Source organism: Brevundimonas sp. ABV4_179, assembly GCF_056311945.1.
Map to the genome: position 1 here is coordinate 2,139,271 of NZ_CM149976.1, position 23,527 is coordinate 2,162,797.

A 23,527-nucleotide genomic window follows, 5' to 3' on the forward strand; every position below is an offset into this window, starting at 1 on the left:
TCGAAACGTTAACGCTCGAAGGCCGACGGGAGGAATACGACGATGAACGAACCCACGATCACGTGCCCCAGCTGCAAGTCAGACATCAAGCTGACGGAATCCCTAGCTGGTCCTCTCGTTGAACAAACGCGTCGCCAGTTTGTCGAACAGCTGAACGAAAAAGATCGGCTGGTTGAAAAGGTCCAGGCCGACATCGCAGCTGAGAAGAAGCGTGTGGAGCTCGAGCGTCAGGCTATTGAGGCGACGGTGGCTGCGCGCATGGACGATGCGCGCAAGCAGATTGCGACGGATGAGGCTGAGCGGGCGAAACGGATCGTCGCGGCGGACATCGAAGAGCGTGATCGCAAATTCGCGGAGCTCCAGCAAATGCTGGCCAGTCGCGAAGAGAAGCTGAAGCGCTCACAGGCTGCTGAGGCGGAGATGCTGAAGAAGCAGCGCGAGCTTGATGACAAGCTGCGAGAGATGGATCTCGCGGTGCAGCGACAGGTCAATGAGGGACTGGAGGCTGTTCGAGCGACAGCCAAACAGGAAGCTGAAGACGCGCTTTCGTTGAAGGTCAAAGAGCGCGACACGCAGATCGCGTCGATGCAGCAGAAGATCGAAGAGCTGAAAAAGAAGGCAGAGCAGGGGTCGCAGCAGCTGCAGGGGGAAGCGCAGGAACTGATTCTGGAAGACATGCTGCGCGCACGCTTCCCATTCGATCAGATCGAACCGGTCGGAAAGGGGGAGTTCGGGGGCGATGTCCTTCAGCGCGTGGTCAATCCAGCCGGCCAGGTTTGCGGATCCATCCTGTGGGAGACCAAGCGCACGCGAACGTGGAGCGACGGTTGGCTCAGCAAGTTGAAGGGTGATCTGCGGGCGGCCAAAGCTGACCTCGCGCTGATCGTCTCTCATGCGCTGCCAAAGGACATCGAGACGTTTGGGCAGATGGAGGGGGTTTGGATCACCGGACCGAAGTGCGCCATGCCCGTCGCGATGAGTTTGCGTGAAAGTCTCGTGCTCATGAATGGGGTGCGGGCGGCAGGCGAGGGGCAACAGACCAAGTCTGCGCTGATGTATGATTATCTGACCGGGCCGCGTTTTCGTCACCGCATAGAAGCGGTCGTCGAGAAGTTTTCAGAGATGCAGGAGGATCTCGCTAGCGAGCGCAAAGCGACGATGAAACGATGGGCTAGACGCGAGCAACAGCTGCACACGGTGCTGGACTCGACGGCGGGGCTCTACGGCGATTTGCAGGGGATCGCTGGCCGTTCGATGCTGGAGATCGAAGCTCTGGAAGCGCCTTTGCTGGAAGGTCCGGACGACGAAGATTGAGGTAGAAACTGAGATCGGCGCAGCCGGCGAAAAAGGCCGAGCTCTCCGAACCAAGATCCGACGAACGTGCGCCTGAGGGGGTGAAATTAATGAGCATAAGGTTTGGCGAGGGGTTTGTTATCGGGCTCTGCTTATTGGTGAGCGGCTGTGCGAGCACGGGGGCGTCTTCACAGGATGACGGCGCCGCCGGGGTGGTTTCTCTCGTGCGTGCCGCTCTCGCCCCCGCGCCTGCTGATATGCCCGCTACCGACCCATCGACCTCTAGCGCGGTTCAATCGCTGCAGTATCGGTTTGGGCTGATGGGCATGCCTGTCGATGTCGTCCGCGCTGATGCGCTGCGTGCCGCTTCAGTCGGCGGTGGGCGGCCGCTTGTGCTCACCCAATATATTCCCGGCCTGAACGGCGCGCCGGGTCGTGTGGTCCCGTTGGTGATCCAGCAGCAAAGCCCTCTGAAGCAAATCATGCAGCAGGCCGAGCTTTGCGGACGCGCGCTCGATGGCGATCCCGCGCTGATGGTTTGGAACAATGGAGTTGGGGAAACTTCACCGTCAGCCGTTTCGGCCTGTGGTGGTGACACGCCGTTTTATGAGCTGTCTCAAGCGTGGTCCGAAGCCAAGACTTGGCATTTCATGCCGCTGCCAGACTGCGGGGAAGGATCCGACGACCGGTGTGCTGCGCTGTCGAGGAAAATCGACCGGCTGAACGGCCGAGATCCCGTCGCTGAGGCGATGACCGCTGCGGCGCGTGGCGATTTTCGCCTAGGCGCCTTCAACTCCATCGGCCCTATGCCGCAAGGGTGGCGACTGCCTGGCGTAGAATGTCGATCATGGTCGCGCGACATGATTGGAGCTTGGCACGTCAATCAAGACGTCATTCGTCCGGGTGATAGCGAGCATAGCCAAGCCGCTATCGGCTTTATTGCAGCCTACAACCGCGCCGTCGTTCAAGCCCCCTCGTTTCCCTATCGCGACATCTGCGCGGTGGGTCTTGGCAAACCTGCTGCGCGATACATCGGACCGATCACCAACTGGTCTGAATACGCGCGCGCTAGAGATGCGCAGTCGACCCCGCCGAACGGCGATGTCAACGCCACGGATGTCTTCAATCGAACCGCCCTCGAGTGGGCGTCCGACGCCGATGACGAGCCAATGATGTTGCGCTTGCTGGCTGCGGGCGCAAAACCCAACCAGCCACAAGACGCGCGTGCCCCGTCGGCCTTGGCGCTCGCTCTGAAGCGCCGTCGCCCGGATTTGATCGCTGCCCTGATTGCAAATGGCGCGAAGATGACGGGGCAAACCCAGTTGTGTGAGCAGCCCTTCTACGCCTTTGTTGATGATCCCGCACCGGCAGCCGAATGCGATTGGGTCGGGCTGCTCATCGCCACGGGACGGGATGATCTCATTGGGCAAGCGGTCGCCGACGGTGGCGGGGGCGGTCTGTTTCCAGCATTTCTTAGAGCGATTGAGCAAGGCGATGACGGGCTCGCACGACGACTAGCGCCGATGGTGGACGGACCCGCCGCAGCGCAGGGTTTGATGAAGGTATTGAGCTTGGGGCGAAGCGATCTCGCGATGGCGATGGTCGTTGGCAAGGGCGGTTCGGCGGCGCGTTCACAGACCGAAGAGCGCGTATGGCGTGCTGCTGCCGAAAACCAGCATGCCGAGTCCCTGGCTTTCGTTTTCCAATATGGCGCTGACCTAAACCTCCTGACCGCCGATCGCGCAGCAACCTGTGTGAACGCTGCAGCGAGAGGTGACGACGCTGCGCTGCTAGGCTGTGTCGAGGAAGCCGGTCGACGCCGATTGGCGCTCGTCGACCAGCTTGAGAAGGGCGATTTCACAGGCTTTGTCAGGGGTGCGTCAAACGCTTCAGACCTGGTCGAAGATGCGAAACCTACGCTTCTAGAGCGGGCGGTGACTAAGGCGGATTCGGCCACGGTGCGACGTCTTCTCGATTTGGGCGCTCGACCGCAGACCACGCGTTTTCTTCTTAACGGTCAAACCGATCCGCAACCCTATCAAGGCTCGCTGAAAGCCCAAGCTGACGCGCAAGCGATGGTGTCCGACTATGCGACGGCCTCTGTCAGCAGTGGTCAGTTGACGACGCTGCAGACGGCAATCCAGCGACGCGATGCCGGACTGCTTTCTGAGTTGTCCGCTCGCGGTGCGGTTGGTCTCAAGGGCATCGCAACGTCGCAGGGGATGTCGGGAAGTCTGTCTGTCGGTCTGACTGACGAGAGCCGCGACGTTTCCATTTTTCCAAGTCGGCCGTCTTCTGAGCAGTTTGAGGCCCTGCAACTCGTCATTCCTGTGTTGGCCAAAGAGGCTAACGGCATGGCGTCTCTGGAAGAGCTGTTCTGGCACGCCATCGGGTTTGGCTTTGACGATGTGCTTGAGCTGATTGTCACCAGTGGATTCGACCCCAGTCGCGCTGTCCGGCCTGATCGGTTTTGGCAGGCCTGGTCAGGGTTGGGGAGCGCCTGCAAACCCTCAACCGGACGGCTGCTCGTTCTATACGGGGTGAATGCGCGCTATCCGCTTGATCCGCAGCTGAACGGCTGGTTGCCGCAGAAGATCGTCGCTGCAGGGTGCCGCAATCCCGACAGTGCAGCGGTGCTTGTTGAGGCCGGGCTCGCGCCCATCAATGAGCTGGATGATGGGGGAAGGACGGTGCTCGACGAGGCGCTGGCCCGACCTTATCGGCCGATGATGCAAGCTGCATTGCGGGCGCTGGGCGGACTGCCGGGCGCTGAGGTCGACGCGAGCGGACGTGTGGCGCGCATGGTGGAGCTGCGAGAAGGTTACGACTTGGATTTGGAGCAGTCCGAGCGCGAATAGCGCAGACAGAGTGTGCGATGACCGATGCTTTGGGGGAACGGTCGATCTCCTGAAGAAAGCTCGGCAGCGACACGTCAGGCTCTCTCAGTGCACATGTAGAAAAAGGCACTGAGAGCGGCGACGCGGCTTTCGATCACAGGTCGTGCCGCCGGTGCAAAGCGCCATTGCCGTACGGAGATCGGCTCTTGCGGAGGCTCCGAATTCGGAGACTATTCGTGGTCATGAGCGACTATGAAAAGCGACTGGACGTCGCCATTGGCAAAGCGATTACCGATCGCCGTGAAGCTGTTGGAATGACGCAGCGCCGTTTGGGCGAAGCGATGGGGGTGACGTTCCAGCAAGTTCAGAAATACGAGATTGGTAAAAACCGCGTCGCTGCATCGAAGCTCGTACTCGCAGCGAAAGCGTTGCGTTGTGATGTCGCTGAGCTGGTTGGGGAAGAGCGTGAGGATCTTCCTGGAACTGCCCGATTGATCAGGGCGTGGTCGAAACTGAATGCGCATCAGCGAGATGCGGTGACCTCGATGATTGAGTCTTTCGAGTAGGAGGGAGCAGCGGTTGCACCTCCCATCCGCCACCAGGCTAGACCAAATACGAAGAAGCGCAGGAGCCCGATTGAGAGGGGACTGGCATTCGTCGACATACGGCGAGCAGTTTTTGGGATGGCGGTCGGCCTGCTCCTCAGCCAGGGTGAAAGTCCATGAGAGCCCACCTCACCCTCGCTCTGTGGCTTACGGTTTTGACCGGGTGCGCCTCGCGCGACGAGGGGCCTCAAACCGACGCAGAAGTCTTTGCTCAGCATGATTTCGGAGCTTTGAACTTCAAAGCCTTAAATACGGTGGCTGTGCCTTGGAAGCTGGTCGCCGCGGCCTTGGTGCTTGATGATCCGCAAGGTGGCGAAGTCAGCCAGACGCATCTCAAGGCGCGCCTTCAGATGTTTGATCTTCCCCCGCAAAGTGGACGGGGTTAAGCCGCTCTGCATTCGGCCTCGGCGGGGCTGATATAGCCCAGTGACGAGTGCAGGCGACGGGGATTGTAGAAGCCCTCGATGTATCCGAACAGATCTCGCCGGGCCTAGTCTCGGGTTGCGTAGACGCGGTGATGGACACGCTCTGCTTTGAGGGTGTGGAAGAAGCTCTCCATCGGGGCATTGTCCCAGCAGTCGCCCTTGCGACTCATCGACGGGGTGATGCCGGATCGGGCGAGAGCCAAGCGGTAAGATTCTGCTGCATATTGGATCCCGCGATCCGAATGATGGATCAGCCCAGTCGCGGGGCGCTGGCGTTCGACAGCCATGTTGAGTGCGTCGAGGGCGATCTCGGTGTGCAGGGTTTGGCGCATCGACCAGCCGACAATCTTGCGGGTGTGCATGTCGAGGATGGCGGCGAGGTAGAGCCAGCCTTCGCCGGTCGGGATGTAGGTCAGGTCGGCGAGCCAGACCTGGTTGGGAGCCGCCGCCTCGAAGTTCCGGGCCAGCCTGTTGGGCGCGATGGGATAGCCGTGACGGCTGTTCGTCGTCCGGGCGCGACGCGGCAGGGCCGCCAGTCCCCGCAGGCCGGCGCGGCGCATCAGCCGCTCCACGCGGGATCGACCGACCCGACGCCCATGCCGCCGCAGGGTGGCGTGGACACGCGGTGAGCCGTAACAGCCGCTGCTTTCGGCATGGATCAGGCGAATGTTCTCGGTCAGCTCGCGATTGGCGACAGATCTTGGGCTCTCAGGGCGACCGCGCCAGGCGTAGTATCCGCTGGACGACAAGCCGAGGACCGCGCACATCACGCGGACCGGCCAGACCTGACGATGCCCATCGACGAACCCGAACTTCATCGGGAGGTCGCTCCGAAGATGAGCGCGGCTTTTTTTAGGATGTCCCGCTCCATCCGAAGCTGACCGTTCTCCCGCCGCAACCGGGCCACCTCAGCCGCCAGATCCGACGGCGACGGGGACGACGCCTGCGTTGTGGGGCGCCGCGACGTCCCCGTCGCTTGCACCCCGTTCGCACGGTCCCGGGCCTGGTTAAGAAACTCTCCGCCTGGGACGACTATTGCGAAGGAGAGCGGCCTGTTGTCGCCGCGATAAAGCGGCTCGGCAAGGTTTAGCTCAACTCACTGGCCCCTGGACTATTGCGTCGGTTCCCGCCGATTGCGTGACTTTGCACTTGAGACGGAATCGGTCGTCTCCTGGACGAGGCGGGTTCGAGTCCGGCAGAATATAAGGACCCCCTCGCGCCGGACCTCAACTGCGTGACGGCTCGGCATTCCCAACAACTCTCGCACGGCGCGTACCGCCGCCTGTCCGTCGTCGTTCAGGTCGGCGTGCTCGATCGCCGGTTCGGAGGAGGCGCCGTAGCGATAGCGAAGTTCGTACATAGGGATGGCAGGCCAACGGCGCGTGCCTCTACTCGTTCCTGTGTCGGCTCGGCGACGGCCCCCGCCGACATCCCCGACGATGGCCAATTCATCGCCAAGCCTTACCATCTTGATATGATCACAAATCTGATCGCGTCGCTCCCGCGGAGCTAGCCCGCGACCTGCCCGGCGACCCGGCGCGGTTGTCTGTTAGTTCGGCTCTCGGCGCGCCTGTTGCAGCCTCGATTCCGTCGAGGGCCAGCCGCTCAATTAGAACTTCGGTCAGAATTTCGGTCGCAAGCGATGTTGCCGGTGAGCCTGCCTGGCCGAAATAGCGGATCGAGGCATCCAGCTGGCTGCCATTCAAAGACCGGGCAAAAACGAGAACACAATCCCGGTCGCCTCCAGGAGAGCCTGCGCTGCTCAGGCTGAGATGTTGAAGAAGAAGATCAAGCGCTGCGCGCTCAAGGTCTCTACACGTCAGGCTGGACACCAGGGACGACTTTCCTCCCAAAAGACGCCGAGGGTGGGGCGGGGGGGCGGGACGCCGGCTGGCGCCCGCCCCGCTGTAGGCGATAACACGGAATGTTATTGGAGTGGCGTCTTGGTGACCTTGTCCGCCCACATCTGGGCCACCTTGCCCGCAGCTTCCCGTCCACCAAGCCCGAAGGCAAGAGCCGCGGCGATAGCGGCGGCCCCCAGGATCAGGCCAAACGCCAGAAGCACGATGTCGTCTGCGATCCCCATGAACCGCAGGCCCATGGCGGTAGCCAGAGCGATCGTCGCCCAGCGCACCAAGGTGGAGGCGAACCCGTCCGCGCCGCCCGTGCCCTTGTTAATCAGGTTTGCCAGAACGCCCCCGATCAGCACGCCGGCGGTGATGATGATCCCGCCGACGATGACATGGCCGGCAAGCGCCAAGATTTCCTGGAGGGTGACGGCGATTGTGCCGAACTGCAGCAGCTTGGCCGCCTCCACCGCCGTGAAGGCGACAATGGCGACCATGGCGATCTTGCCGACGATGCCGGATGGGGTCATCGGATTCGACACCTCGCCGCCAAGAGCCCGCGCAGTCGCAGGAGTGACGTCACCGGCATAGGGAGCCGTGGCCGGATTCGGCGCCGCGGGTGTTGAAGTCGAAGCTGTCAGCGAGGTCAGACTCGAGATGCTGCGGTCGAACCCGGTCGCAGGGAGGACGCGCTCGATCAGCTGAGCGACCCAGCGGCCGATGAACCAGCCGACGGCCAGAACGATCGCGGCGGCGAGCACGTGAGGAATGGCTGCGAGGACGGTCGAGAGAACGGCGACCGCCGGGATGGTCAGGGATTCGATGCCCAACTGCTCGAGGGCGGCAATGGTGATCGGGATGAGGATTAGGACGAAAACGAGGGTGCCGATCGCCGAGCTTACGCCCGTCGATCCGGTCGCCTTAGTCAATCCAGACTTCTCAAGCCAGCGGTCGGCATTGGCGGCTTGCAGCGCCGCCTCAACGACGCGCTTGGCCAAGGTTGCGACCACGAAGCCGATGAAGAAGATGAGCACCGCGCCGAGAACGCTCGGAACGAACGAGGCGACTTGATTCAGCAGCGAGTTGAGAGGGGTGACGACCTGGCCCAGATTGAGGACGCCGAGGGCGGCGACGACGCCGAAGAGCAGGATCAGCCAGAAGGCCACATCGCCGAGGCTGGCGCCGATGGAGTGTTTGGGATTGTCGCTCGCCGTAGCCTTCGCGGCGCCGGGAATGCGGTTGATTACCTTGGCTAGGGCCCACTTGACCGCCTTGCCGATGAACCAGGCCACGAAGAGGATCAGGACGGCGCCGATCGCCTTGGGCGCCCACTCATAAACGAGCGCGTTCCAGCTGATGAAATCGTAGTCTGTCGTTTGCATAGAGCCCTCTCAAACCCGGCGCCTTCGCGGGGTGTTCCATTCGGTAAAACCTGTGAGCTCGCCGCAAGTTCCGTCGCGTCCGGGACACAGCCCTGATCCGCCGTCGAGAACCTTCGTCAGGCTTGACCGGTGGGCAACCTAGGGAGCCTTGCATGACGACAGTCGCTGCCGGCGACCCGGGGCTCGTGGGGACCGTGCAAAGCGCCTTTTCCGGTGACGCGCCCATGGCGCGTGAACTGGCCGGCGTCGTCGGCGTCTATTCCGTTCGCCTCCTCGTCGCTCTCCTCATCCTGGCGGTGACGCTATGGGCATCAAAGCGTCTGGCCCGTCTAGTGCACAGAGCTGTCGACCGACTGCCCCACCACCACACCGCTGACGAGACCCTGGCTGACTTCGTGTCCGCCCTGGTCCGTTATCTCGTCATCGCGATCGGGTTAATTGCGGTCCTGCAGCAGATCGGCGTCCAGGCCACGTCGGTGCTCGCCGTCCTGGGGGCGGCGTCCCTAGCGATCGGGCTGGCGCTCCAGGGCACACTGGGCAACGTCGCCCCCGGGGAGATGATTGTCCTGTTGAGACCCTATCGGGTCGGCGACAAGGTCGAGCTCAACGGGCGACAGGAAGGTGGTCGATCTCGACCTTTTCAACACGACGGTCGTCGATTTCGACGGACTGACCCTCTACCTGCCCAACGGCAAGGTGTTCGGCGAGATGATCGTCAACATGAGCCAGTCCGGCCATCGACGCATCGAACTCGTCTTCGGCGTCGATGACGACGACGATCTGAACACGGCCTTGCGGCTCCTGATCGAGTGCGCCCAGGCAAATCAAAGCGTCCTGAACGATCCGCCGCCCTGGGCCAAGGTCACCAGTTTGGGGGACAACGCCGTCAATGTGACCCTGCGCTGCTGGGCAAGCTCCGATGACTATGTCGATGCGCGGTTCGACCTGACCAAGGCGATCAAGGAGACCCTGGAGGCGCATGGGTTGAGCTTCCCCTATCCTCATCAGGTTACGATAAACAGGCCAGGCCTCGCGAAGGTCTCTCCCGACGAAGAGCGGACGCCACTGGAACCGGCGCCCGGGGCTTGAGTCACTGCATCGGATCCGCCGCCCCTGCCAGCCATTGTTAAAGCGTCAGTTGCGGCGGCCGGTTGACGCCCCGTCGCTGGGCGACGGGGCCGTTGGGGTTCGAGGCTCTACGCGCCTTTGCGTTGCATCGCTTCGGCGTTGACTGCAGCATCAGCGATCGTGGTGAGGTCTTCGTCGGTCTGGGACTCCTCCTCGAGCGTCTCGTCTAGCAGGGCAGCGGCGTCCTCAAGACCCAGCACCAGCGCCCAGCGCTTAAGCGTGCCGTAGCGCGTGATTTCATAGTGTTCCACGGCCTGGGCCGCGGCCAGCAGGCCTGCGTCGAGCGCAGCTGTGTCCTTGTACTCCTCCATGATCTCGTCCCCCTCGGCAAGGATGCCTTCGATTGCGTCGCAGGTCTTGCCGCGGGGAGCCTTGCCGATGATCTCGAACACCTGCTGCAGGCGTTCGATCTGGCCTTCGGTTTGATCCCTGTGCTTTTCGAAGGCGGCCTTTAGCTTGGGGGACTGCGCGGCCCGGGCCATCTTCGGCAGAGACTTCAGGATCTTCCTTTCGGCATAATAAATGTCCTTAAGCGTGTCGTGGAACAGGGTGTCGAGGGTTTTCTCGGCCATGGTGCAAACTCCTGATGATGCGCCTAGCGCGCCCAGCAAAAAGGGCAGGCGGCTCTATTGGTTCCTGTTCGCAGGGCAGGCGGGTAGGCGGACGCAGGCGCAGGTCTCGACCGCCGCGAGCACCAGCGGGCCGCGTCCGACACGGTTCTGCGCAACTTCCGACGAGTCCGCTTCCAGTGAACGACGAGGCCGGCCGACCGCCCCACCTGACCGCGTCCCTCGGCCGACACGGAAACCGCCGCCTGCGGCCAACCATTCACCCTCTCCCGGGCGCCGTCGCAGGCGAAGCGGGCTTGCCCAGCAAGCCGCCAAGGAATTCGAAAGCGCCACGCTCCTTTTCATGACTGCTGACGGGAGCTGTGTTTGCGATCCGCCCGGATATGTCGTCCCGGGAAAGAACAACCCGCCAGCGACTGCTGCCCATCGGCGAGGCTGGCAGCGAACATCTGGTGGACCCGCATTGCGTTCCGATCCAGTGCCACTCCATCCATCGCAGCCCTCAAGGGCGGTAATGCGGCCTGGCCGATGATGTCCTCGCCCAGCCAGGCCGCCTGACGCAGTTCGGGCATGAGCCGCGACGCGCCAGCTTAGCCTTAACGCATGGTCATGTCAGCCGGCGTTGGTAGGGGGGGGGGGGGAGGGCCTGTAATTTTGTCGAAACAGACTCGCCGCAGCGGTCAAAAACCAAGTTCGGCCCGCCCCTGAGTCACTGAAGGTTCGGAACGGGCCTGCCCGGTTATTCCCTCCCGGATGCCTTTAACGTAACGCGAGTTGTTGAGATGGCAAGGGGCGCGGATCTCCGAATCTACGGTCTGGCGATAGTCTACAAATGACCCAGCATCGCCGCCGCTGACCCAGCATCGCCGCCGCGCGGGACGCACAGATCCGATTTTCGTTGCTTGGTCGAGCACTCGAAGCTCGCCTTTCTGGGTGAATAAAAACGGTCGTTCCTGGCGCAAAGCCGGCGCAGGCCTGTCTAAGTGTAGATCCAGACAAACCCACTGATGCGGGGAAAAATCCAACCGCATCGGCCCGTTTTACGCGCCGGGGCAGGCGCTGTGAACATTCCAGGTGTGGTCGAAGTCACACCAGCCCGATGTCCGATATGAGTCGCACTTTCGTATCGTATAGCAATATAGGGTCGTAGGCGCCTTTGATGGACCGAATAGAGTGGGATTGGTGTCAAATGCTAAAGACGGGGCTTACCAGTTTAAGCCCCGTCTATACCACGTTCACAAAAGCATTCTGTTGCCTTCAGGCATAGGATTTCATCCGTACAAATCCCATGGTGTGTCAATGTCAGACACCCCGACTGCAGCGTAATGATTGAAAAGGTGGGCGGTAGCCTCCACAAACGGCGTATACGCCTTGCCTTCGTTTGGAAGATACGCAGCGGTAAGATCAACCGCGCAATCTAGCAACGCGATGACGATGCTGCTTGCCGATATCCCTTCATCATGAAGCTGGTCTATCAATTTGTAAATTTGCTTCCTCTGGGTTTTATCTATTTCTTTGTCATTTGCGGATCCACGTTTGTTTATCTCAAAACCTCTCAAGTGGTGCTCCGAGCCGCAATAGGTCCGAGCCTCGAAAAGAGGGGTAGGGGGTCGGAACTTTAGTCCCGGCGTTAACTTTTCAGCACCGCGGCTTGCACTCTCTCGCGTTGATTTTGTCATGCGTTGGTTTCCTTTGAAGGTCGTTTGAAGCAATTGTAAAATTAGCGCCCATGAGGCGCGTTTTAATCAACTCTATCGATCAATAACAAAGCCGATTATATAATATTTACAGTTCAAAAGTGCTTTGGTGATTTAGACGTAGTGGTGTGTAAGTTGACGGGTCTCGGTCCTGAGGGGCGGGCTTGAATTGGATGTCTTGGATGCAGCTTAGCGTTAGACGTCCGAAATTACGTCGAGTACACGCTATGACCACGCGGTCTGAAAACGAAAGTGGGACTATTGTTGCAGGGGCCCGGCAATTTGGAAGGCTTTCAGCTTCCAATTTGATGCTTGGCCTTTTTCGTCGCGGTCAATGAAAGTCTCACGCCGCATCATCAATGAAGCTTTTCGCGATCAAGTGCATTAGATGGTCCAGTCGATTGCATGCCGTTTTGGTTTGATCGATGTTCGAACAAGAGTCCGCTTGATGAGGTGTGGATTCAAGTCAGATGAGCAGGCAGCGAGTATGCCTTCTTCAAGGCTGTGCGGGCTGCATTTTTATCAGCCGCTTGCATTCACATCAGCGTGTGTTCATCGATGCTGAAAATTCCCTGGCCATCGATCTCAACGTTCCTGGGGATATAGATAAAGCCCGCCTCGAAGATTCAGACATACCCACAATGTGCTCAATCCACCGTCCCCGGTTCTGGAAACAGGTTTGGCCGTTTCCGGCTAAGGGCGCGACGTTTATGACCTCTTCGAACCTGCTGCGTCGCGTCGTGCAAAGATTGTCAGGGGCTAGACAAACAGAGACACGTCAAGCCGCTTCATGGCGACGTGCAATGCCTATTTCTCTGCCGATTTCGATCGTGCTGGCCTGTCATCACGCGACCTAAAGCGACACCGGTTTCGACCGTCGTACCTTGCAATCAGCCCTATGATATGGCCGATCCGACTGAGTCGCGTCAGTTCTTCCCTCGGACCTACGCGTCCCATTCCATGGATCTAAATCTGGTCTGGTTGGCCTGGTGGTTACGAGCGGCAACCCAGTTCCCGATGGTCGACGACTCAGTTCGATCGCTCAGCCCATTTTGCTGGGGGCCTAATCAGCCATATTGTTAGACGTATGCCCCCTCCGGGGTAACACTTCTTCTTGTGCGACTGGCTAAGTTCTAGATGTTGGTGCTGGAGCACAAGCTCTCGAAATGTGCACCGTGGAGATGAAAGTCTTAACTCGCTCAAGAAGCTTTTGAAGCCCTTGATCCTCAATCAGACAAATTTCTGGCGATGCGCCACCCTGTCGGGGAGAGGTCCTTACTCGCCGGGGGAGCCTCGCTTCGCCCCGGGTCGTCATAGTTCGCTCACCATCAAATTACAGTTTGCTTATTTTCGCGATTTTACGCGTAGAGAAAGACTGCTGCATCCGGACCAAGCTTCCAGAAATCCTTGGTTACGTAGCGCGCGATGGCTTCCGGATTTTCGGCTCGACCGGCGTAGAAGTGGCCGCCCGATAAAATTCCTTTCCAAATCTCGCCGCCGTTGACGATGATGTCCTGGATCGGGTCCGGGGCCCTGACAGCTAAGTGCAAGTGGGTATTCGTCAGCGGATGTTCGAGAAATCCGATGGCGTGTCCTCGGTCGCAATCTGGCCTTTTTGACCAGCGTGGCCCGAGGCCCTTTCTATGCACGCGATTAAAAAATTCACGTGCGGTCCGATCCATCATTTCTTTTGAGACGGGTCTATTCGCGCCGAGTGTCATGAACAGATCAGGGTCGAATTCCGTCAGCCAGGCCTCGTATTGTCGACGCATTATGATCTCCTATTCACGAAGTCAGTGAGAACCGTGGTTGCATCACTCATCACCTCTTTTACGTCTGATTTTTTCATCATCTTCATTCGGTTGGTTTCGCCGAAAGCGCGTGACGGTGTCCGGATTCCTACGTCTCCGTCGGGATCGACCTCGATGATGGCGAGGTAGACCCCTGGATGCTTCAGCTTTTTGAGTCCGCGAACTCTCGTGGTGCGCCCTCCAGCGGTAGTCGCCGAATTGGATATTGCCTTCGCGGCGGCTCCGTTGATGAACGGCGCAGAGTGTGAAGCCGCGCTGTTGAGGGTCGATGCTGCGGGCGCTGACGTTTCGTGCTTAGCCCTCGTGCTTTTTGCGGCGGACATTTCCTTCCGCAGTCGAGGGATGGCCGACTCGAACTCAGCAGATGGTATTGACTGACGCTTGGCGAAAATTAGCAAAGCTTTGTCTTTGCTCAGCGTCGCTCGATGGCTGGGATCGTCGACTCGATAAAGGGCAAGGCTTTTTAGGATCACCGTCGTCGGGTCGGCGTTTTTGACTTTACCGCCCCGCCTATCCGGAGGCCCTGCTCGATCGAGCGCTTCGAGTTGCCGCATCAAACTTTCTACGACCGTCACGCGCTCTTCGGTTGTGAAGCTATCGAGGCGGAGGAGGGCTTGATAGGCGAGGGCGAGCTGAAGGCTCTTCTTGCGGCGTTCCTGGAGGGCGAGGCGGCTGGTAGTAAGCTCGGCTACCTGTTCCAACCACTGTTGAAAATCAGCAGGGTCCGCGTCGGCGAGTAGCCGCTTGGCGTCGTCTGGCGTAATGTCGGGACGTGTACAAGCCTTCTCTATCTTCTCTCGTCTGGCTGCGCCGATACGAACCGCTTGGTTTCGCTGTCGCTTCCGAAGCGTGCTTTTAGGGGGCATTCATCACCTGGAATGTTGCTTAAAGCAACATTATCGCGCGACAAGCCGGCGTTGTCCAGATCACACTGTGCTTGGGTTACTGCGCGCTGTCGGTCCGGCAGTTCGCCCTAAAGCGACGCTGAGATTCGATTGGGTGACCACCGTTGCCACTCACATCAACCTGTCGGAGTTTTCGCGATGCGCTTCGCATCCTGAGAAGCGTGTTGCGTGGTCGCCAAACCTAATCCATCCGCCGCTCACCCTACCTCGGCCCATACAGACTGGTGAGGCATCTTGGCGCGGGGCAAATGTATCGAGTAAGCCGACGTAATCTCGACCGCCTGACCCTTGCTCGCCCTGAGGCGATTTCCCTATTCTACCCTGAGGTCATCTCCAGGCTGTTTTCCTCGTCGTACGTCCCAAACGCATGTTGATCGCGAACAATCAAAGGGAGGGGAAGCTGTTGGATCACAGTCCTGAATGAATGGAATGATATCAGGCATGGGGGGGGATTAGTGTTGCTCGTTGTCAAGCCGGTCTTGGTCAAGTTGCTCCGCTAAACCGTCGAGCATATCCTCCTGATGTAAACGCTCGATCAGCGTGACAAAGCACTCTCGATCCTCTTTTGTCAGAATAACGTGCTCAGGCCCGCGTTCCAAAGACACAGCCATTCGCACTAGTGTCCAGCCGAACCGTTTTCGGACGTCGCGGTCTTCATCTTGGTCATTGATACGATTAAGTCCGCCTCGCGGATTGGTGCCGTTACAGACCGAACGATACTCTGAAAGAAGATGCTCAGAGATCGAGCTTGGACGACTCTTAGATCCAGCGACTGCCTGGGAAGCCATTTCGGTCGGGGCAAAGGAAGCCGCAATCAGGGCCGAAGCCAGTGTTGTAATGATCATGGTCATTGAGCCGCAAACGTCACATGGAAACGGATGGTTGAAGGCACGGGATCATTGCCCGACATGGCAGGTCGCAGTCTCCCGGATGATAACGCTCCTGCGACGGCTGCGGGACCTAATCCATATCGCGGTGGGCTTTCCCAGAGCGCCCCGCAATCGGCCAGACGACCGTTGGTTGTAACTGTGCACTGCAGTAGCGCCGCGCCAGTTACGCCTGCATCTATCGCGCGTTGAGGCATGGTAGGCTTTGGCTGGGAAATCCAGGATGCAGGCGTGAAGGTTGGGGGCTGCGACGCGCTCGGTCTTGAGACGTCGTGATTTAGCGAAGGGATTGCGTCTTCAGAGCGAGGTGAGGATCTCTCAGATGGGGCGGGGTCTGTCTCGGGCCTTTGAGGGCTAGCCGTAGCCGGGACCAGGACAAGCCTTCGCTTTCGACCGCTTTGGGAAACCTCGATTATCACTCCCCCGTCAGATCGCTCGAACTCAAACGTGGGGCCGGCGCCTGAGTTTGTTTGGAGATCGTTAATCTTCATCGTCTTGAGGTTGACCGCATAGGTCGTCCCTCCGCCTGCGGCATTGCCGGTATTTTGGGTCAACAACACAAAGTCACCCCAGGCCTGCGTGAAATAAACGAGCCCCAACCGCAGTGCGCGACGGCTTCGCGACCCTTCGCATCCAATGCAGAAGACGTCGTTCTCCTCATTGTTGCTGACCAACTTCAAACCTCCGCGCTCGAAGAGCGTTTGGTCGCTGGAGTAGGGATCGGATATCCTGCCTTGATCATCGGCGGGCTGCGCCGCATCCGTCGCTTCCCCGGCTCGTCTAAGGCGCTTTGTCGCTTTGGCGACCAGCTCGAAGAACCAAACGTCTGGGACAGAGGACGTTGTCTGCCGGCTACCAGATCCATCCGAAATCGATGTGGTATAGAGATACTCGCGGCCTCCAGCTTCCTTCTGGCGCGTGAACTCCAACCGATAGCTCTGACCATCGCCTGAAGCAGGGGAGACAGTGGTTGAACAGCTGACACGTTTGATCTGCGGATCTCGCCCTTCGACGGCGATATCTGCGAACTGGATCTCGTCTGCGATGATCTCTGCGATGTCAGAGCGCCGGGCGATAGCGGCGTCAACGCCATCTCCAAGAAGAAGACGATAGTCACCGAGATTGGCGATCAGGACAGAAATGACATCCTGGTGAACTTGGGGCGATGCGCAGACCTGCTCCGGCGATTGCGGGATGCAGGCCGAAAGGGGAATGGCAGCCAATAGGGCCGCCGGCGGAAGCCGGGTCATGTGAAATCCTATCAAAGGTCGCCCAGGTTGCTGCTCTTTTAGCAGCAACCTGGGCGGGGTCTAGCGAGAAGGGGATGGTTGAGTTCTTCCCCCGATGAACGTCGCTTTTTCCGAGCCTCACCGAGAGCTCGTCAGGCGGCTTGTGGAGGCCAGAATTGCTGCCGGTTTAAGCCAGCGCCAGTTGGCCGAGCGGCTGGGCGTCGATCACTCCTGGATCGGAAAATTTGAATCCGAACGGGTCCGTCTCAACGTTATTCAGTTTCTGAAGTTGGCTGACGCCCTAAACATTGACGCGGGCCGGCTGCTTGTAGGTCTTGGTGAGCTTTCCAAGATCCCAATGGTCGCGACGCGTGTCGGTGAACCAAAAAGCGCCGAATAGGACCACATAATCCCCACAACAGCTTTTGGGGAAAAACGAGAATTGGGCCCAGTTGACCGATCTAAAAGCCGTTTAGATGGATCAGGAACACATCTAGATGGGTCTGAGGGGCGCTTAGTACTCATCAGCCAGCATAATGGTCATGACGCGCTGGGTGATGTTTGGATCTGACGGATCGTCAGAGGCATATCGACGATCCAGATCGTAATAATCGATTTTCCAGAGGACACGGTTGCCCTCGATATCGATCGCGCCGAAATCGTGCTCGTTATAAGGGTCGTTACCAGCGGGAAAGTTGGTTTCTCGCGCGATCGCAGCGCGAACCTGAGCGGCGAAGGGAAAACCGAATTCCAACAGCCCTCGCGTTACAAGAATCAGCCCGCCTTGGCCGGACGCGCGCAGTTGATCGTTCAGCTCGCGAATGCGCGCAGTCTTTTCGTCTGTCATTTTAGGAAATGCCTTTTGCGGCGAAGACGCTAGATTCGATCCAGCGCCATCAGCGTGAGAACGAGCACAAGCCCGTTCGATTGGGAAAGCTGACGCGGAAAATCAGCCAACGCAGTGGTTTCAATTGTCACTCGCACCGAATGGCCACCATCGAGATCGATACCCGCAATTTCTAGTTGGGGGTCTAACGCGATGGAATGGATGGCGATCGTGACTGGGTCGATCAGCTCAGAAAGCGAGCGGGTCACAGCGTGTGCACCAATCGATGTTGCGCGCGACTATCGCCATCGATGTAGCGTTGCGTCGTCTCGATCGACTGATGCCCGGCTAAAAGTTGGACATCCCTGAGGCTTGCGCCGGCGCGGTGCGCTGCTTTTGCTGCGGCGGTTACGAACGTGCGCCGTCCAGAGTGCGACGAACAGCCGTCCGCGCCAATGGCGTGAAATGCGCAGCTGAACCAGTTGACGATACTGTTTGCGCGCATCCCTCCGCCTCTTAGCGAGCGCACGACCGGCCCTATGCGTAGTGCCTTTGGGGCCAGCTTGACCAGGGCCTGACTGAGTTCTGGATGGATGGGAATGCGACGGCCGGATCCCTTCTTAGCGATCGCGTCTCTAAGCTCGATGATGTTCGACACTTGACCTCTAGCGTCCGTGACCATGGACCAGTCCAACCCCGCGATCTCGCAGGCTCTCAACCCGGCGCGGACCGAGAGTAGCACGATGACGCGATCTCGCTCTGGGGTCGGGGAGCGCCGAGTGTGTGCGAGCAGTCGCCGAAGCTCGCCGCTGGTGAGGATCTTTGCTTGTCTGCCGGCCATGAAGTTCCTTTCTGGGCATGCAAAAATGCCCCCGCGCTTGGGGCGCGGGGGCAGGGTGGTAAGAGCTGTCGAAGTCAGCCCTCGTGGAGCTGAATAAATGCGTTCATCGGGCGACGGCCGCTGCCCCGAACGCTGAAGCTATCTGTCGGGGCATGCGTGTAGGCCGTTCGAAAGTTCGCGAGCCCGAGTTGCTCCGGCGGCGCCCGTGTAGCCGCCAGCATGGCGAAGCCCTCGGTTGGTAGCGTTCTTTGATAATGCGCTGCCCCGATTGCTAAGCCGCCGCCGAGGAAGCTGCTGGCGCATGCGAGCCCGTGACGATGCCAAAGGACTTCCCGACCGGGGGCGTCGAACCCGTGGATAGGGTTGAGGAGCACGCGGGGCCAATGAGTGCGAATTCGGTGGTAAAGGTCTGAAAGCCAGAGCCACGATTCCGTTGGCGTCAGGTCGTCCCATCCATCTGGAACGGCCGTCTTGTATCGCATGGCTCGCAGCTTGGTCGTTGGGCCTAGCGCAAGTTCGGAGAAGACGAAGCTGTCGTAGCAGAGGCACAGCATCGCGATGTCGCCGTTGGGGAGCGGCAGAAAACGATCTTCGGTGAGAGCATCCTCATGGTCCAAGAGATACGGGGCACGACCATATTCATTGGTATCGCCATCTGTCGGGAAGATTTTTCGGACGACCGCGAGACAGCCATCCTGATTGAATGCCGCTAGAGCCTGGTCTCCTCGAAACCCCCACGGGCGGAACCGGTTGGTGTCGATCCCTGTCACGATGACGCACCCGGGCGACCCTTCACTGAGCTTACGAACGGCCTGGACGCAGATGTCGCCGACAGATGCGTCGATCATCGCGCGTCTGAGTGTGGTTGGAGCCGGAGCGAGCCAGTCTGCTGTTCGAAGGTAGCCAGCGGGGAAGACAATGGTGTCGAGAGCGCGCCACCCCCGGCGCCGAATGGCGCGCATGATTGTGACCATAAAGTCGAGGCGAAGCTCGGTCGATCGGGGGCGTGTGGCGGGGGAGCCTTTGACGTGAATGCTCACGATCCGCGCTGGCCGTGAGCCCCGCATTTCGCTGAGCATGGACTGATCTCGATGTGTTTGGCTGGCAATCCATGATACCATCGATTTGCTGCAATGTCAATAACGCATTGAAAAGGCATGTAAAAAACGCCGAACTGAGCCGGCCGCCTTCAAAAAATATCCGATTGATATTGTTATATCAGCATGATACCTTTCGCTCGTAATCGGAGAGGCAAGGCATGCGCAGATCGCAGCTAGTGAAGTTGGTGGGGTTGAGCGAGGAGGCCTTTAATCTTCTCAAGGCCCGTAAACATGTCCCGATGCGTGGGCGGCCTCCTGGTTCGGGGTGGCAGGATTTCACGGTTGAGGACGCCATCGCCTTTGAGGCGGCTGTCGCATTGGCGCGATGTGGCGTTAAAAAGAATAACGCGCGTGCGTGGGTCGATCTCTATTTCGACGTGGCCATCGAGCGCGCGAGCGAGAACGACCGCAAGTCTACCGATCCCGTCTATCTCGGCGTGGTGACCTCCTTCGGCATCGCAGAGACGACACTTGTCGCCGACGACCAGTTTCCGTTGGTTGGATCAGCGAGTGACATCGCGAGCGAGCTGCAAAGCATCCAGGAAGCCCTCGGGCAGGATCGCTGGCTAGATGGTCTCATAACCATCAATCTCAATCTTTGTGTCCAGCTCGTCTATCTGCGGGCGGAGCAGGCCCTGATTGCTGATGATCGGCTCGAAGAGCTCGCGACCCTGTTCGGCGCGCGCAGCCGCATGATCACGATCGTTGAGTAGGGGGCGATAATGCCAAGGGCTTCAACAAGATTCACAAAGGCGGATGTGGCGCGCGCCTTGAAAGGGGCCAATGAAGCGGGGTTCGACGCGACCAGCGTCGAGATAATGCCTGACGGCGTGATCCGCATCTCAAAGGGCGGGGTGACCGTAGAGCCCGTCCTAAGTGCGTATGATCAGTGGAAGGCTAAGCGGGGTGCGCATTAAGCTGAAAGGGCTCAACGTCGTGCGCAAGACGCGCGCCGACGGAACGAAGGTCATTTACTACTACGCTTGGAAGGGCGGTCCGCGCATCGAGGGCGAGCTGGGCTCTGCCGAGTTTATGGAAAACTACAACGCGGCCCTCAACGACCGTCGGCGCAAGCCGTCCGATACTCTCGTCGCCCTACTGGACGCCTATGAGTCCTCGTCAGACTTCCGCAGTCTCGCCGAACGTACGCGCACAGATTACAAAAAGCATCTTCGAGCGATCGCCAGCGAGTTCGGCGACTTCCCTATCGCCGCGCTGAGCGACAAGCGCGTGCGGGGCGACTTCTTATCCTGGCGCGACCGCTTAGCGTTGAGCTCGCGACGTACAGCTGACTACCGGTTCACCGTCTTCGCGCGCGCTCTGTCTTGGTCCGTTGACCGGGGGCTCGCCCCTTTCAATCCATTGGAGCGACAAGGGCGCGTCTATCGTGCGACGCGACGGGATAATGTCTGGACCGACCATGATGAAGCGACCTTCCTGGCGCAGGCCCCTCGCCATCTCCAACTAGCGTTGCTTCTCGCGTTATGGACCGGGCAACGGCAGGGGGATTTGCTGCGGCTGAGCTGGAGCGACTATGATGGCGATGTCATTCGGCTCAAGCAGCGCAAAACAAGAGCGCGAGTGGCGATCCCTGTCGGCGCCCCTCTGAGGGCGGCCCTCGAGACGCTCGCCATCCATACGGGCGACAGCGAGACGATTTTGACCACTGAAGCGGGACGGGCTTGGACCGAATCTGGTTTCCGCGCTTCGTGGAGAAAGGCCTGCGCCAAAGCTGGCATCGCCGACGTCACGTTCCACGATCTGCGCGGAACGGCGGTCACCCGTTTAGCTATGGCGGGTTGCAACGAAGCTGAGATCGCTACGATCACGGGCCATAGCCTGCGAGACGTCGGTGCGATCCTCGATGGCCACTATCTCAAGCGCGATCATTCGCTCGCTGTGTCTGCGATCAAGAAGCTCGAAGCGAGAGCTGGCTTTCCAACTTTTTTCCCAACTAAGGCTGAGCGCACATAGTCGCTTCCCAATGGTGGGGGATTTTCTCTAGCAAAAACAAGGGGGACGATGGTGGGTGATGTAGGGTTCGAACCTACGACCCGCTGATTAAGAGTCAGCTGCTCTACCGACTGAGCTAATCACCCACACCGATCGTCATGTCTTCGGCGGCGATTGGCCTTGCCGAAGGGCGCTCCTACTACCCAGCGGTTCGGGGGTTGGCAAGCGCTTTCGCAAACTTTCTTCGACAGTTTATGCTGATGACGGAATCGGCCGCAGCAAGGCGGCGGGGGGAACAGGCACATGGCATTCTGGAACCGGCGTCGATCAATCGACGCCATGCTGAGGCCCCACGACGGACCGGGCCTGAAACCGACCTTGAGCTGGCCGCACCTGCTGGCGCTGGGCGTCGGCGCCATTGTGGGCACCGGAATCCTGACGCTGATCGGCGTGGGGGCGGGCCTGGCGGGTCCAGCCGTGCTGATCAGCTTCGCCCTGGCGGGTCTCGTCTGCGCCTGCGCGGCCCTGGCCTATGCCGAACTGTCGACCATCATGCCGGCCTCGGGCAGCGCCTACACCTATTCCTACGCCGCGCTGGGCGAGATCTTCGCCTGGGTCGTGGGGTGGAGCCTGATCCTGGAATATTCGCTGGTGGTGTCCACGGTCGCGGTCGGCTGGTCCGGCTATGCCGTGCCCTTCCTGGCGGGGCTGGGGCTGGATCTGCCGCTGGCGCTGTCGGTCGGGCCGCACGTCGAGGGCGGGCTGATCAACCTGCCGGCCATCTTCATCATCGCCGTGGTGACCGGGCTTCTGCTGCTGGGCACGCGCGAGAGCGCGACCGTCAATGCGGTGCTGGTCTTCGTCAAGATCGCCGCCCTGGTCGCCTTTATCGCCATCGCCATGCCGCACTTCGACGCCGGAAACTTCACGCCCTTCATGCCCAACGGCTTTGGCGCCCCCTTTGTCCAGACGGGAGTCATGGCGGCCGCGGCCATCATCTTCTTCGCCTTCTATGGCTTCGACGCCATCGCCACGGCGGCGGAAGAGACCAAGAAGCCCGAGCGCGATCTGGCCATCGGCATCGTCGGCTCGATGGTGGTCTGCACCATCCTCTATATCGCTGTCGCGGCGGCGGCGATCGGCGCGGCGCCCACCGCCAGCTTCTCCGACAGCCCCGAGCCCTTGGCCCACATCATGCGCGGCCTGGGACAGGGCGTCGCCGCCCAGTGGATCGCGGCCGCCGCCGTGATCGCCCTGCCCACCGTGCTTCTGGCCTTTCTGTTCGGTCAGAGCCGCATCTTCCTGGGCATGGCGCGCGACGGCCTGCTGCCCACCCGCCTGGCCAGGATCTCCAAGCGCGGCGTCCCGGCGGTCGTGACTATCTTCACCGCCATCGTGGTGGCCTTCCTGGCGGGTATCATGCGTCTGGACGAACTGGCGTCCCTGGCGAACGCGGGCACCCTGATGGCCTTCATGGCCGTGGGCGTCAGCCTGATCGTGCTGCGGGTGCGTGAACCGGGCCGCGTGCGCCGGTTCAAGGCGCCGCTGTGGCCCCTGGTCGGCGGTGTCGCCATCATCGGCTGCATCATCTTCTTCTTCAGCCTGAAGGGTTCGACCCAGGTCTATTTCCTGCTGTGGAACCTGTTCGGCCTGGCCGTCTATCTGCTTTGGTCGTCGCGCAACTCGCGGCTGGCCAAAGGCGAGGAGCCGTCGGCCTGATGGCGCGACGCGATCTGACGGGCGCGGTCGACTTCTCGGTGCTGGAAGGCATGACCGGGGGCGACCGCGCTATCAACGAGGAGGTGCTGGGCCTGTTCGTCAATCAGGCCGCCCTGTGGTCGGCGCTGCTGGATCCGAAGGTCGAGGGGTGGCGCGACGGGGTCCACACGATCCGGGGCGCGGCGGCGGGCATCGGTGCGCGCGATCTGGCCGCGACCTGCGCCGAAGCGGAGGGGGCGGACCAGCGGCTGGCGGCGCCTGCGGTCGAGCGGGTCCGTGACGCCCTGGAGGCGGCGCTGGCCGATGTGGCGGCCTATCGCCACGAACTGATGCTGAGCGGCCTGAAGGGCTGAGGCCGCCGGGCGGAAGTTGGACCCGGAAAAAACAGTCCAAGTGTCCACGTGGGGCCAACTTCGTCGACTGCCCGGAATTGCACTGCACTTCGGAAATGCGTGCAAAGTGCAAGAGAGTGC

Annotated in this window: 22 protein-coding genes, 1 tRNA gene and 2 pseudogenes; 11 read left to right on the top strand and 14 right to left on the bottom strand. The window is 60.2% G+C overall.

Translation table 11 applies throughout. The features are described from left to right. Positions 1-42: 42 nt before the first annotated feature. The 4 genes from ACYX4P_RS10260 (at position 43) to ACYX4P_RS10275 (ending at position 5,121) form a co-directional block, all read left to right on the top strand. Positions 43-1,314 (top strand): DUF2130 domain-containing protein, encoded by a 1,272-nt coding sequence (locus tag ACYX4P_RS10260; protein ID WP_313015490.1) that lies wholly within the window; start codon positions 43-45, stop codon positions 1,312-1,314. Positions 1,315-1,619: 305 nt separating this feature from the next. Continuing rightward, entirely contained in the window at positions 1,620-4,151 is a 2,532-nt protein-coding gene (locus ACYX4P_RS10265; protein WP_476069432.1) for a hypothetical protein, read from the top strand. 221 nt (positions 4,152-4,372) lie between these two features. Further along, positions 4,373-4,696, top strand: a complete 324-nt coding sequence (locus tag ACYX4P_RS10270; protein WP_039248881.1) for a helix-turn-helix domain-containing protein — start codon at positions 4,373-4,375, stop codon at positions 4,694-4,696. Positions 4,697-4,851: 155 nt separating this feature from the next. Beyond that, positions 4,852-5,121 carry a hypothetical protein gene (locus ACYX4P_RS10275; RefSeq protein WP_313015494.1) on the top strand — a complete coding sequence of 90 codons (270 nt, stop codon included), beginning with the start codon at positions 4,852-4,854 and terminating at the stop codon, positions 5,119-5,121. Here ACYX4P_RS10275 and ACYX4P_RS10280 read toward each other — a convergent pair. Together ACYX4P_RS10280 and ACYX4P_RS10285 are read right to left on the bottom strand one after the other, a co-directional pair. After that, a pseudogene (locus tag ACYX4P_RS10280) lies at positions 5,118-6,145 on the bottom strand (IS3 family transposase); the annotation flags it as partial. The gene ACYX4P_RS10275 and the pseudogene ACYX4P_RS10280 sit on opposite strands and share 4 nt — an antisense overlap. 942 nt (positions 6,146-7,087) lie before the next feature. Continuing rightward, positions 7,088-8,389: a mechanosensitive ion channel gene (locus tag ACYX4P_RS10285; RefSeq protein ID WP_088582828.1), complete on the bottom strand. Its 1,302-nt coding sequence runs from the start codon at positions 8,387-8,389 to the stop codon at positions 7,088-7,090. Positions 8,390-8,613: 224 nt separating this feature from the next. On the opposite strand from ACYX4P_RS10285, the pseudogene ACYX4P_RS10290 reads away from it, so the two are divergent. Both ACYX4P_RS10290 and ACYX4P_RS10295 read left to right on the top strand, forming a co-directional pair. Continuing rightward, positions 8,614-8,859 (top strand): annotated as a pseudogene (locus ACYX4P_RS10290) (mechanosensitive ion channel family protein); the annotation flags it as partial. 151 nt (positions 8,860-9,010) lie between these two features. Next, on the top strand, positions 9,011-9,478 hold the full coding sequence (locus tag ACYX4P_RS10295) for a mechanosensitive ion channel family protein (RefSeq protein WP_165116560.1): 468 nt from the start codon (positions 9,011-9,013) through the stop codon (positions 9,476-9,478). A 107-nt stretch (positions 9,479-9,585) separates the two neighbouring features. Here ACYX4P_RS10295 and ACYX4P_RS10300 read toward each other — a convergent pair whose 3' ends face one another. From ACYX4P_RS10300 to ACYX4P_RS10330, 7 genes are all read right to left on the bottom strand, one after another. After that, on the bottom strand, positions 9,586-10,089 hold the full coding sequence (locus ACYX4P_RS10300; protein WP_088582831.1) for a YciE/YciF ferroxidase family protein: 504 nt from the start codon (positions 10,087-10,089) through the stop codon (positions 9,586-9,588). A 338-nt stretch (positions 10,090-10,427) separates the two neighbouring features. Next, positions 10,428-10,658 carry a hypothetical protein gene (locus tag ACYX4P_RS10305; protein WP_039248896.1) on the bottom strand — a complete coding sequence of 77 codons (231 nt, stop codon included), beginning with the start codon at positions 10,656-10,658 and terminating at the stop codon, positions 10,428-10,430. A gap of 699 nt (positions 10,659-11,357) precedes the next feature. Further along, positions 11,358-11,765, bottom strand: a complete 408-nt coding sequence (locus ACYX4P_RS10310; RefSeq protein WP_165116562.1) for a hypothetical protein — start codon at positions 11,763-11,765, stop codon at positions 11,358-11,360. A 1,376-nt stretch (positions 11,766-13,141) separates the two neighbouring features. Continuing rightward, complete coding sequence (locus ACYX4P_RS10315) at positions 13,142-13,555, bottom strand: hypothetical protein (RefSeq protein WP_165116564.1); 414 nt, start codon at positions 13,553-13,555, stop codon at positions 13,142-13,144. Continuing rightward, the gene (locus tag ACYX4P_RS10320) at positions 13,555-14,460 is read right to left on the bottom strand and encodes a hypothetical protein (RefSeq protein ID WP_165116566.1); all 906 of its coding nucleotides are present in this window, start codon (positions 14,458-14,460) and stop codon (positions 13,555-13,557) included. The genes ACYX4P_RS10315 and ACYX4P_RS10320 overlap by 1 nt, the downstream gene beginning before the upstream one ends. A gap of 491 nt (positions 14,461-14,951) precedes the next feature. Continuing rightward, positions 14,952-15,350, bottom strand: a complete 399-nt coding sequence (locus tag ACYX4P_RS10325) for an iron-containing alcohol dehydrogenase family protein (protein ID WP_165116568.1) — start codon at positions 15,348-15,350, stop codon at positions 14,952-14,954. Beyond that, complete coding sequence (locus tag ACYX4P_RS10330; protein ID WP_088582833.1) at positions 15,347-16,636, bottom strand: energy transducer TonB; 1,290 nt, start codon at positions 16,634-16,636, stop codon at positions 15,347-15,349. Before ACYX4P_RS10330 ends, ACYX4P_RS10325 begins: the two co-directional genes overlap by 4 nt. A 94-nt stretch (positions 16,637-16,730) precedes the next feature. Here ACYX4P_RS10330 and ACYX4P_RS10335 point away from each other — a divergent pair, with 94 nt between their 5' ends. Then, a complete protein-coding gene (locus tag ACYX4P_RS10335) occupies positions 16,731-17,015 on the top strand; it encodes a helix-turn-helix domain-containing protein (RefSeq protein WP_088582834.1) in 285 nt (94 codons plus the stop codon). Between the two features lie 114 nt (positions 17,016-17,129). Here the strand turns inward: ACYX4P_RS10335 and ACYX4P_RS10340 are convergent, their stop codons facing one another. From ACYX4P_RS10340 to ACYX4P_RS10355, 4 genes are all read right to left on the bottom strand, one after another. Continuing rightward, positions 17,130-17,462: a DUF3768 domain-containing protein gene (locus tag ACYX4P_RS10340; protein WP_088582835.1), complete on the bottom strand. Its 333-nt coding sequence runs from the start codon at positions 17,460-17,462 to the stop codon at positions 17,130-17,132. A gap of 29 nt (positions 17,463-17,491) precedes the next feature. After that, complete coding sequence (locus tag ACYX4P_RS10345; RefSeq protein WP_088582836.1) at positions 17,492-17,710, bottom strand: hypothetical protein; 219 nt, start codon at positions 17,708-17,710, stop codon at positions 17,492-17,494. Then, positions 17,707-18,282, bottom strand: a complete 576-nt coding sequence (locus ACYX4P_RS10350; RefSeq protein WP_088582837.1) for a tyrosine-type recombinase/integrase — start codon at positions 18,280-18,282, stop codon at positions 17,707-17,709. The genes ACYX4P_RS10345 and ACYX4P_RS10350 overlap by 4 nt, the downstream gene beginning before the upstream one ends. A 74-nt stretch (positions 18,283-18,356) precedes the next feature. Beyond that, the gene (locus tag ACYX4P_RS10355) at positions 18,357-19,130 is read right to left on the bottom strand and encodes a hypothetical protein (protein ID WP_146112059.1); all 774 of its coding nucleotides are present in this window, start codon (positions 19,128-19,130) and stop codon (positions 18,357-18,359) included. Between the two features lie 410 nt (positions 19,131-19,540). Here ACYX4P_RS10355 and ACYX4P_RS10360 point away from each other — a divergent pair, with 410 nt between their 5' ends. Beyond that, a complete protein-coding gene (locus tag ACYX4P_RS10360) occupies positions 19,541-20,095 on the top strand; it encodes a hypothetical protein (RefSeq protein WP_088582839.1) in 555 nt (184 codons plus the stop codon). Between the two features lie 193 nt (positions 20,096-20,288). After that, complete coding sequence (locus ACYX4P_RS10365) at positions 20,289-21,356, top strand: tyrosine-type recombinase/integrase (protein WP_088582840.1); 1,068 nt, start codon at positions 20,289-20,291, stop codon at positions 21,354-21,356. Positions 21,357-21,405: 49 nt separating this feature from the next. Here the strand turns inward: ACYX4P_RS10365 and ACYX4P_RS10370 are convergent. After that, positions 21,406-21,481, bottom strand: a tRNA-Lys gene (locus ACYX4P_RS10370). 157 nt (positions 21,482-21,638) lie between these two features. On the opposite strand from ACYX4P_RS10370, the gene ACYX4P_RS10375 reads away from it, so the two are divergent. Both ACYX4P_RS10375 and ACYX4P_RS10380 read left to right on the top strand, forming a co-directional pair. Beyond that, positions 21,639-23,054: an amino acid permease gene (locus tag ACYX4P_RS10375; RefSeq protein WP_248116240.1), complete on the top strand. Its 1,416-nt coding sequence runs from the start codon at positions 21,639-21,641 to the stop codon at positions 23,052-23,054. Next, positions 23,054-23,407, top strand: coding sequence for an Hpt domain-containing protein (locus tag ACYX4P_RS10380; protein ID WP_248116242.1), 354 nt, complete (start codon positions 23,054-23,056; stop codon positions 23,405-23,407). The genes ACYX4P_RS10375 and ACYX4P_RS10380 overlap by 1 nt, the downstream gene beginning before the upstream one ends. Positions 23,408-23,527 lie beyond the last annotated feature (120 nt).

Bases quoted from the DNA above. Each gene is read 5' to 3' on its own strand.
- ACYX4P_RS10260 (WP_313015490.1), top strand. From the start codon at position 43: ATGAACGAACCCACGATCACGTGCCCCAGCTGCAAGTCAGACATCAAG.
- ACYX4P_RS10265 (WP_476069432.1), top strand. From the start codon at position 1,620: ATGCCTGTCGATGTCGTCCGCGCTGATGCGCTGCGTGCCGCTTCAGTC.
- ACYX4P_RS10270 (WP_039248881.1), top strand. From the start codon at position 4,373: ATGAGCGACTATGAAAAGCGACTGGACGTCGCCATTGGCAAAGCGATT.
- ACYX4P_RS10275 (WP_313015494.1), top strand. From the start codon at position 4,852: ATGAGAGCCCACCTCACCCTCGCTCTGTGGCTTACGGTTTTGACCGGG.
- ACYX4P_RS10285 (WP_088582828.1), bottom strand. From the start codon at position 8,389: ATGCAAACGACAGACTACGATTTCATCAGCTGGAACGCGCTCGTTTAT.
- ACYX4P_RS10300 (WP_088582831.1), bottom strand. From the start codon at position 10,089: ATGGCCGAGAAAACCCTCGACACCCTGTTCCACGACACGCTTAAGGAC.
- ACYX4P_RS10305 (WP_039248896.1), bottom strand. From the start codon at position 10,658: ATGCCCGAACTGCGTCAGGCGGCCTGGCTGGGCGAGGACATCATCGGC.
- ACYX4P_RS10310 (WP_165116562.1), bottom strand. From the start codon at position 11,765: ATGACAAAATCAACGCGAGAGAGTGCAAGCCGCGGTGCTGAAAAGTTA.
- ACYX4P_RS10315 (WP_165116564.1), bottom strand. From the start codon at position 13,555: ATGCGTCGACAATACGAGGCCTGGCTGACGGAATTCGACCCTGATCTG.
- ACYX4P_RS10320 (WP_165116566.1), bottom strand. From the start codon at position 14,460: ATGCCCCCTAAAAGCACGCTTCGGAAGCGACAGCGAAACCAAGCGGTT.
- ACYX4P_RS10325 (WP_165116568.1), bottom strand. From the start codon at position 15,350: ATGACCATGATCATTACAACACTGGCTTCGGCCCTGATTGCGGCTTCC.
- ACYX4P_RS10330 (WP_088582833.1), bottom strand. From the start codon at position 16,636: ATGACCCGGCTTCCGCCGGCGGCCCTATTGGCTGCCATTCCCCTTTCG.
- ACYX4P_RS10335 (WP_088582834.1), top strand. From the start codon at position 16,731: ATGAACGTCGCTTTTTCCGAGCCTCACCGAGAGCTCGTCAGGCGGCTT.
- ACYX4P_RS10340 (WP_088582835.1), bottom strand. From the start codon at position 17,462: ATGACAGACGAAAAGACTGCGCGCATTCGCGAGCTGAACGATCAACTG.
- ACYX4P_RS10350 (WP_088582837.1), bottom strand. From the start codon at position 18,282: ATGGCCGGCAGACAAGCAAAGATCCTCACCAGCGGCGAGCTTCGGCGA.
- ACYX4P_RS10355 (WP_146112059.1), bottom strand. From the start codon at position 19,130: ATGATCGACGCATCTGTCGGCGACATCTGCGTCCAGGCCGTTCGTAAG.
- ACYX4P_RS10360 (WP_088582839.1), top strand. From the start codon at position 19,541: ATGCGCAGATCGCAGCTAGTGAAGTTGGTGGGGTTGAGCGAGGAGGCC.
- ACYX4P_RS10375 (WP_248116240.1), top strand. From the start codon at position 21,639: ATGGCATTCTGGAACCGGCGTCGATCAATCGACGCCATGCTGAGGCCC.
- ACYX4P_RS10380 (WP_248116242.1), top strand. From the start codon at position 23,054: ATGGCGCGACGCGATCTGACGGGCGCGGTCGACTTCTCGGTGCTGGAA.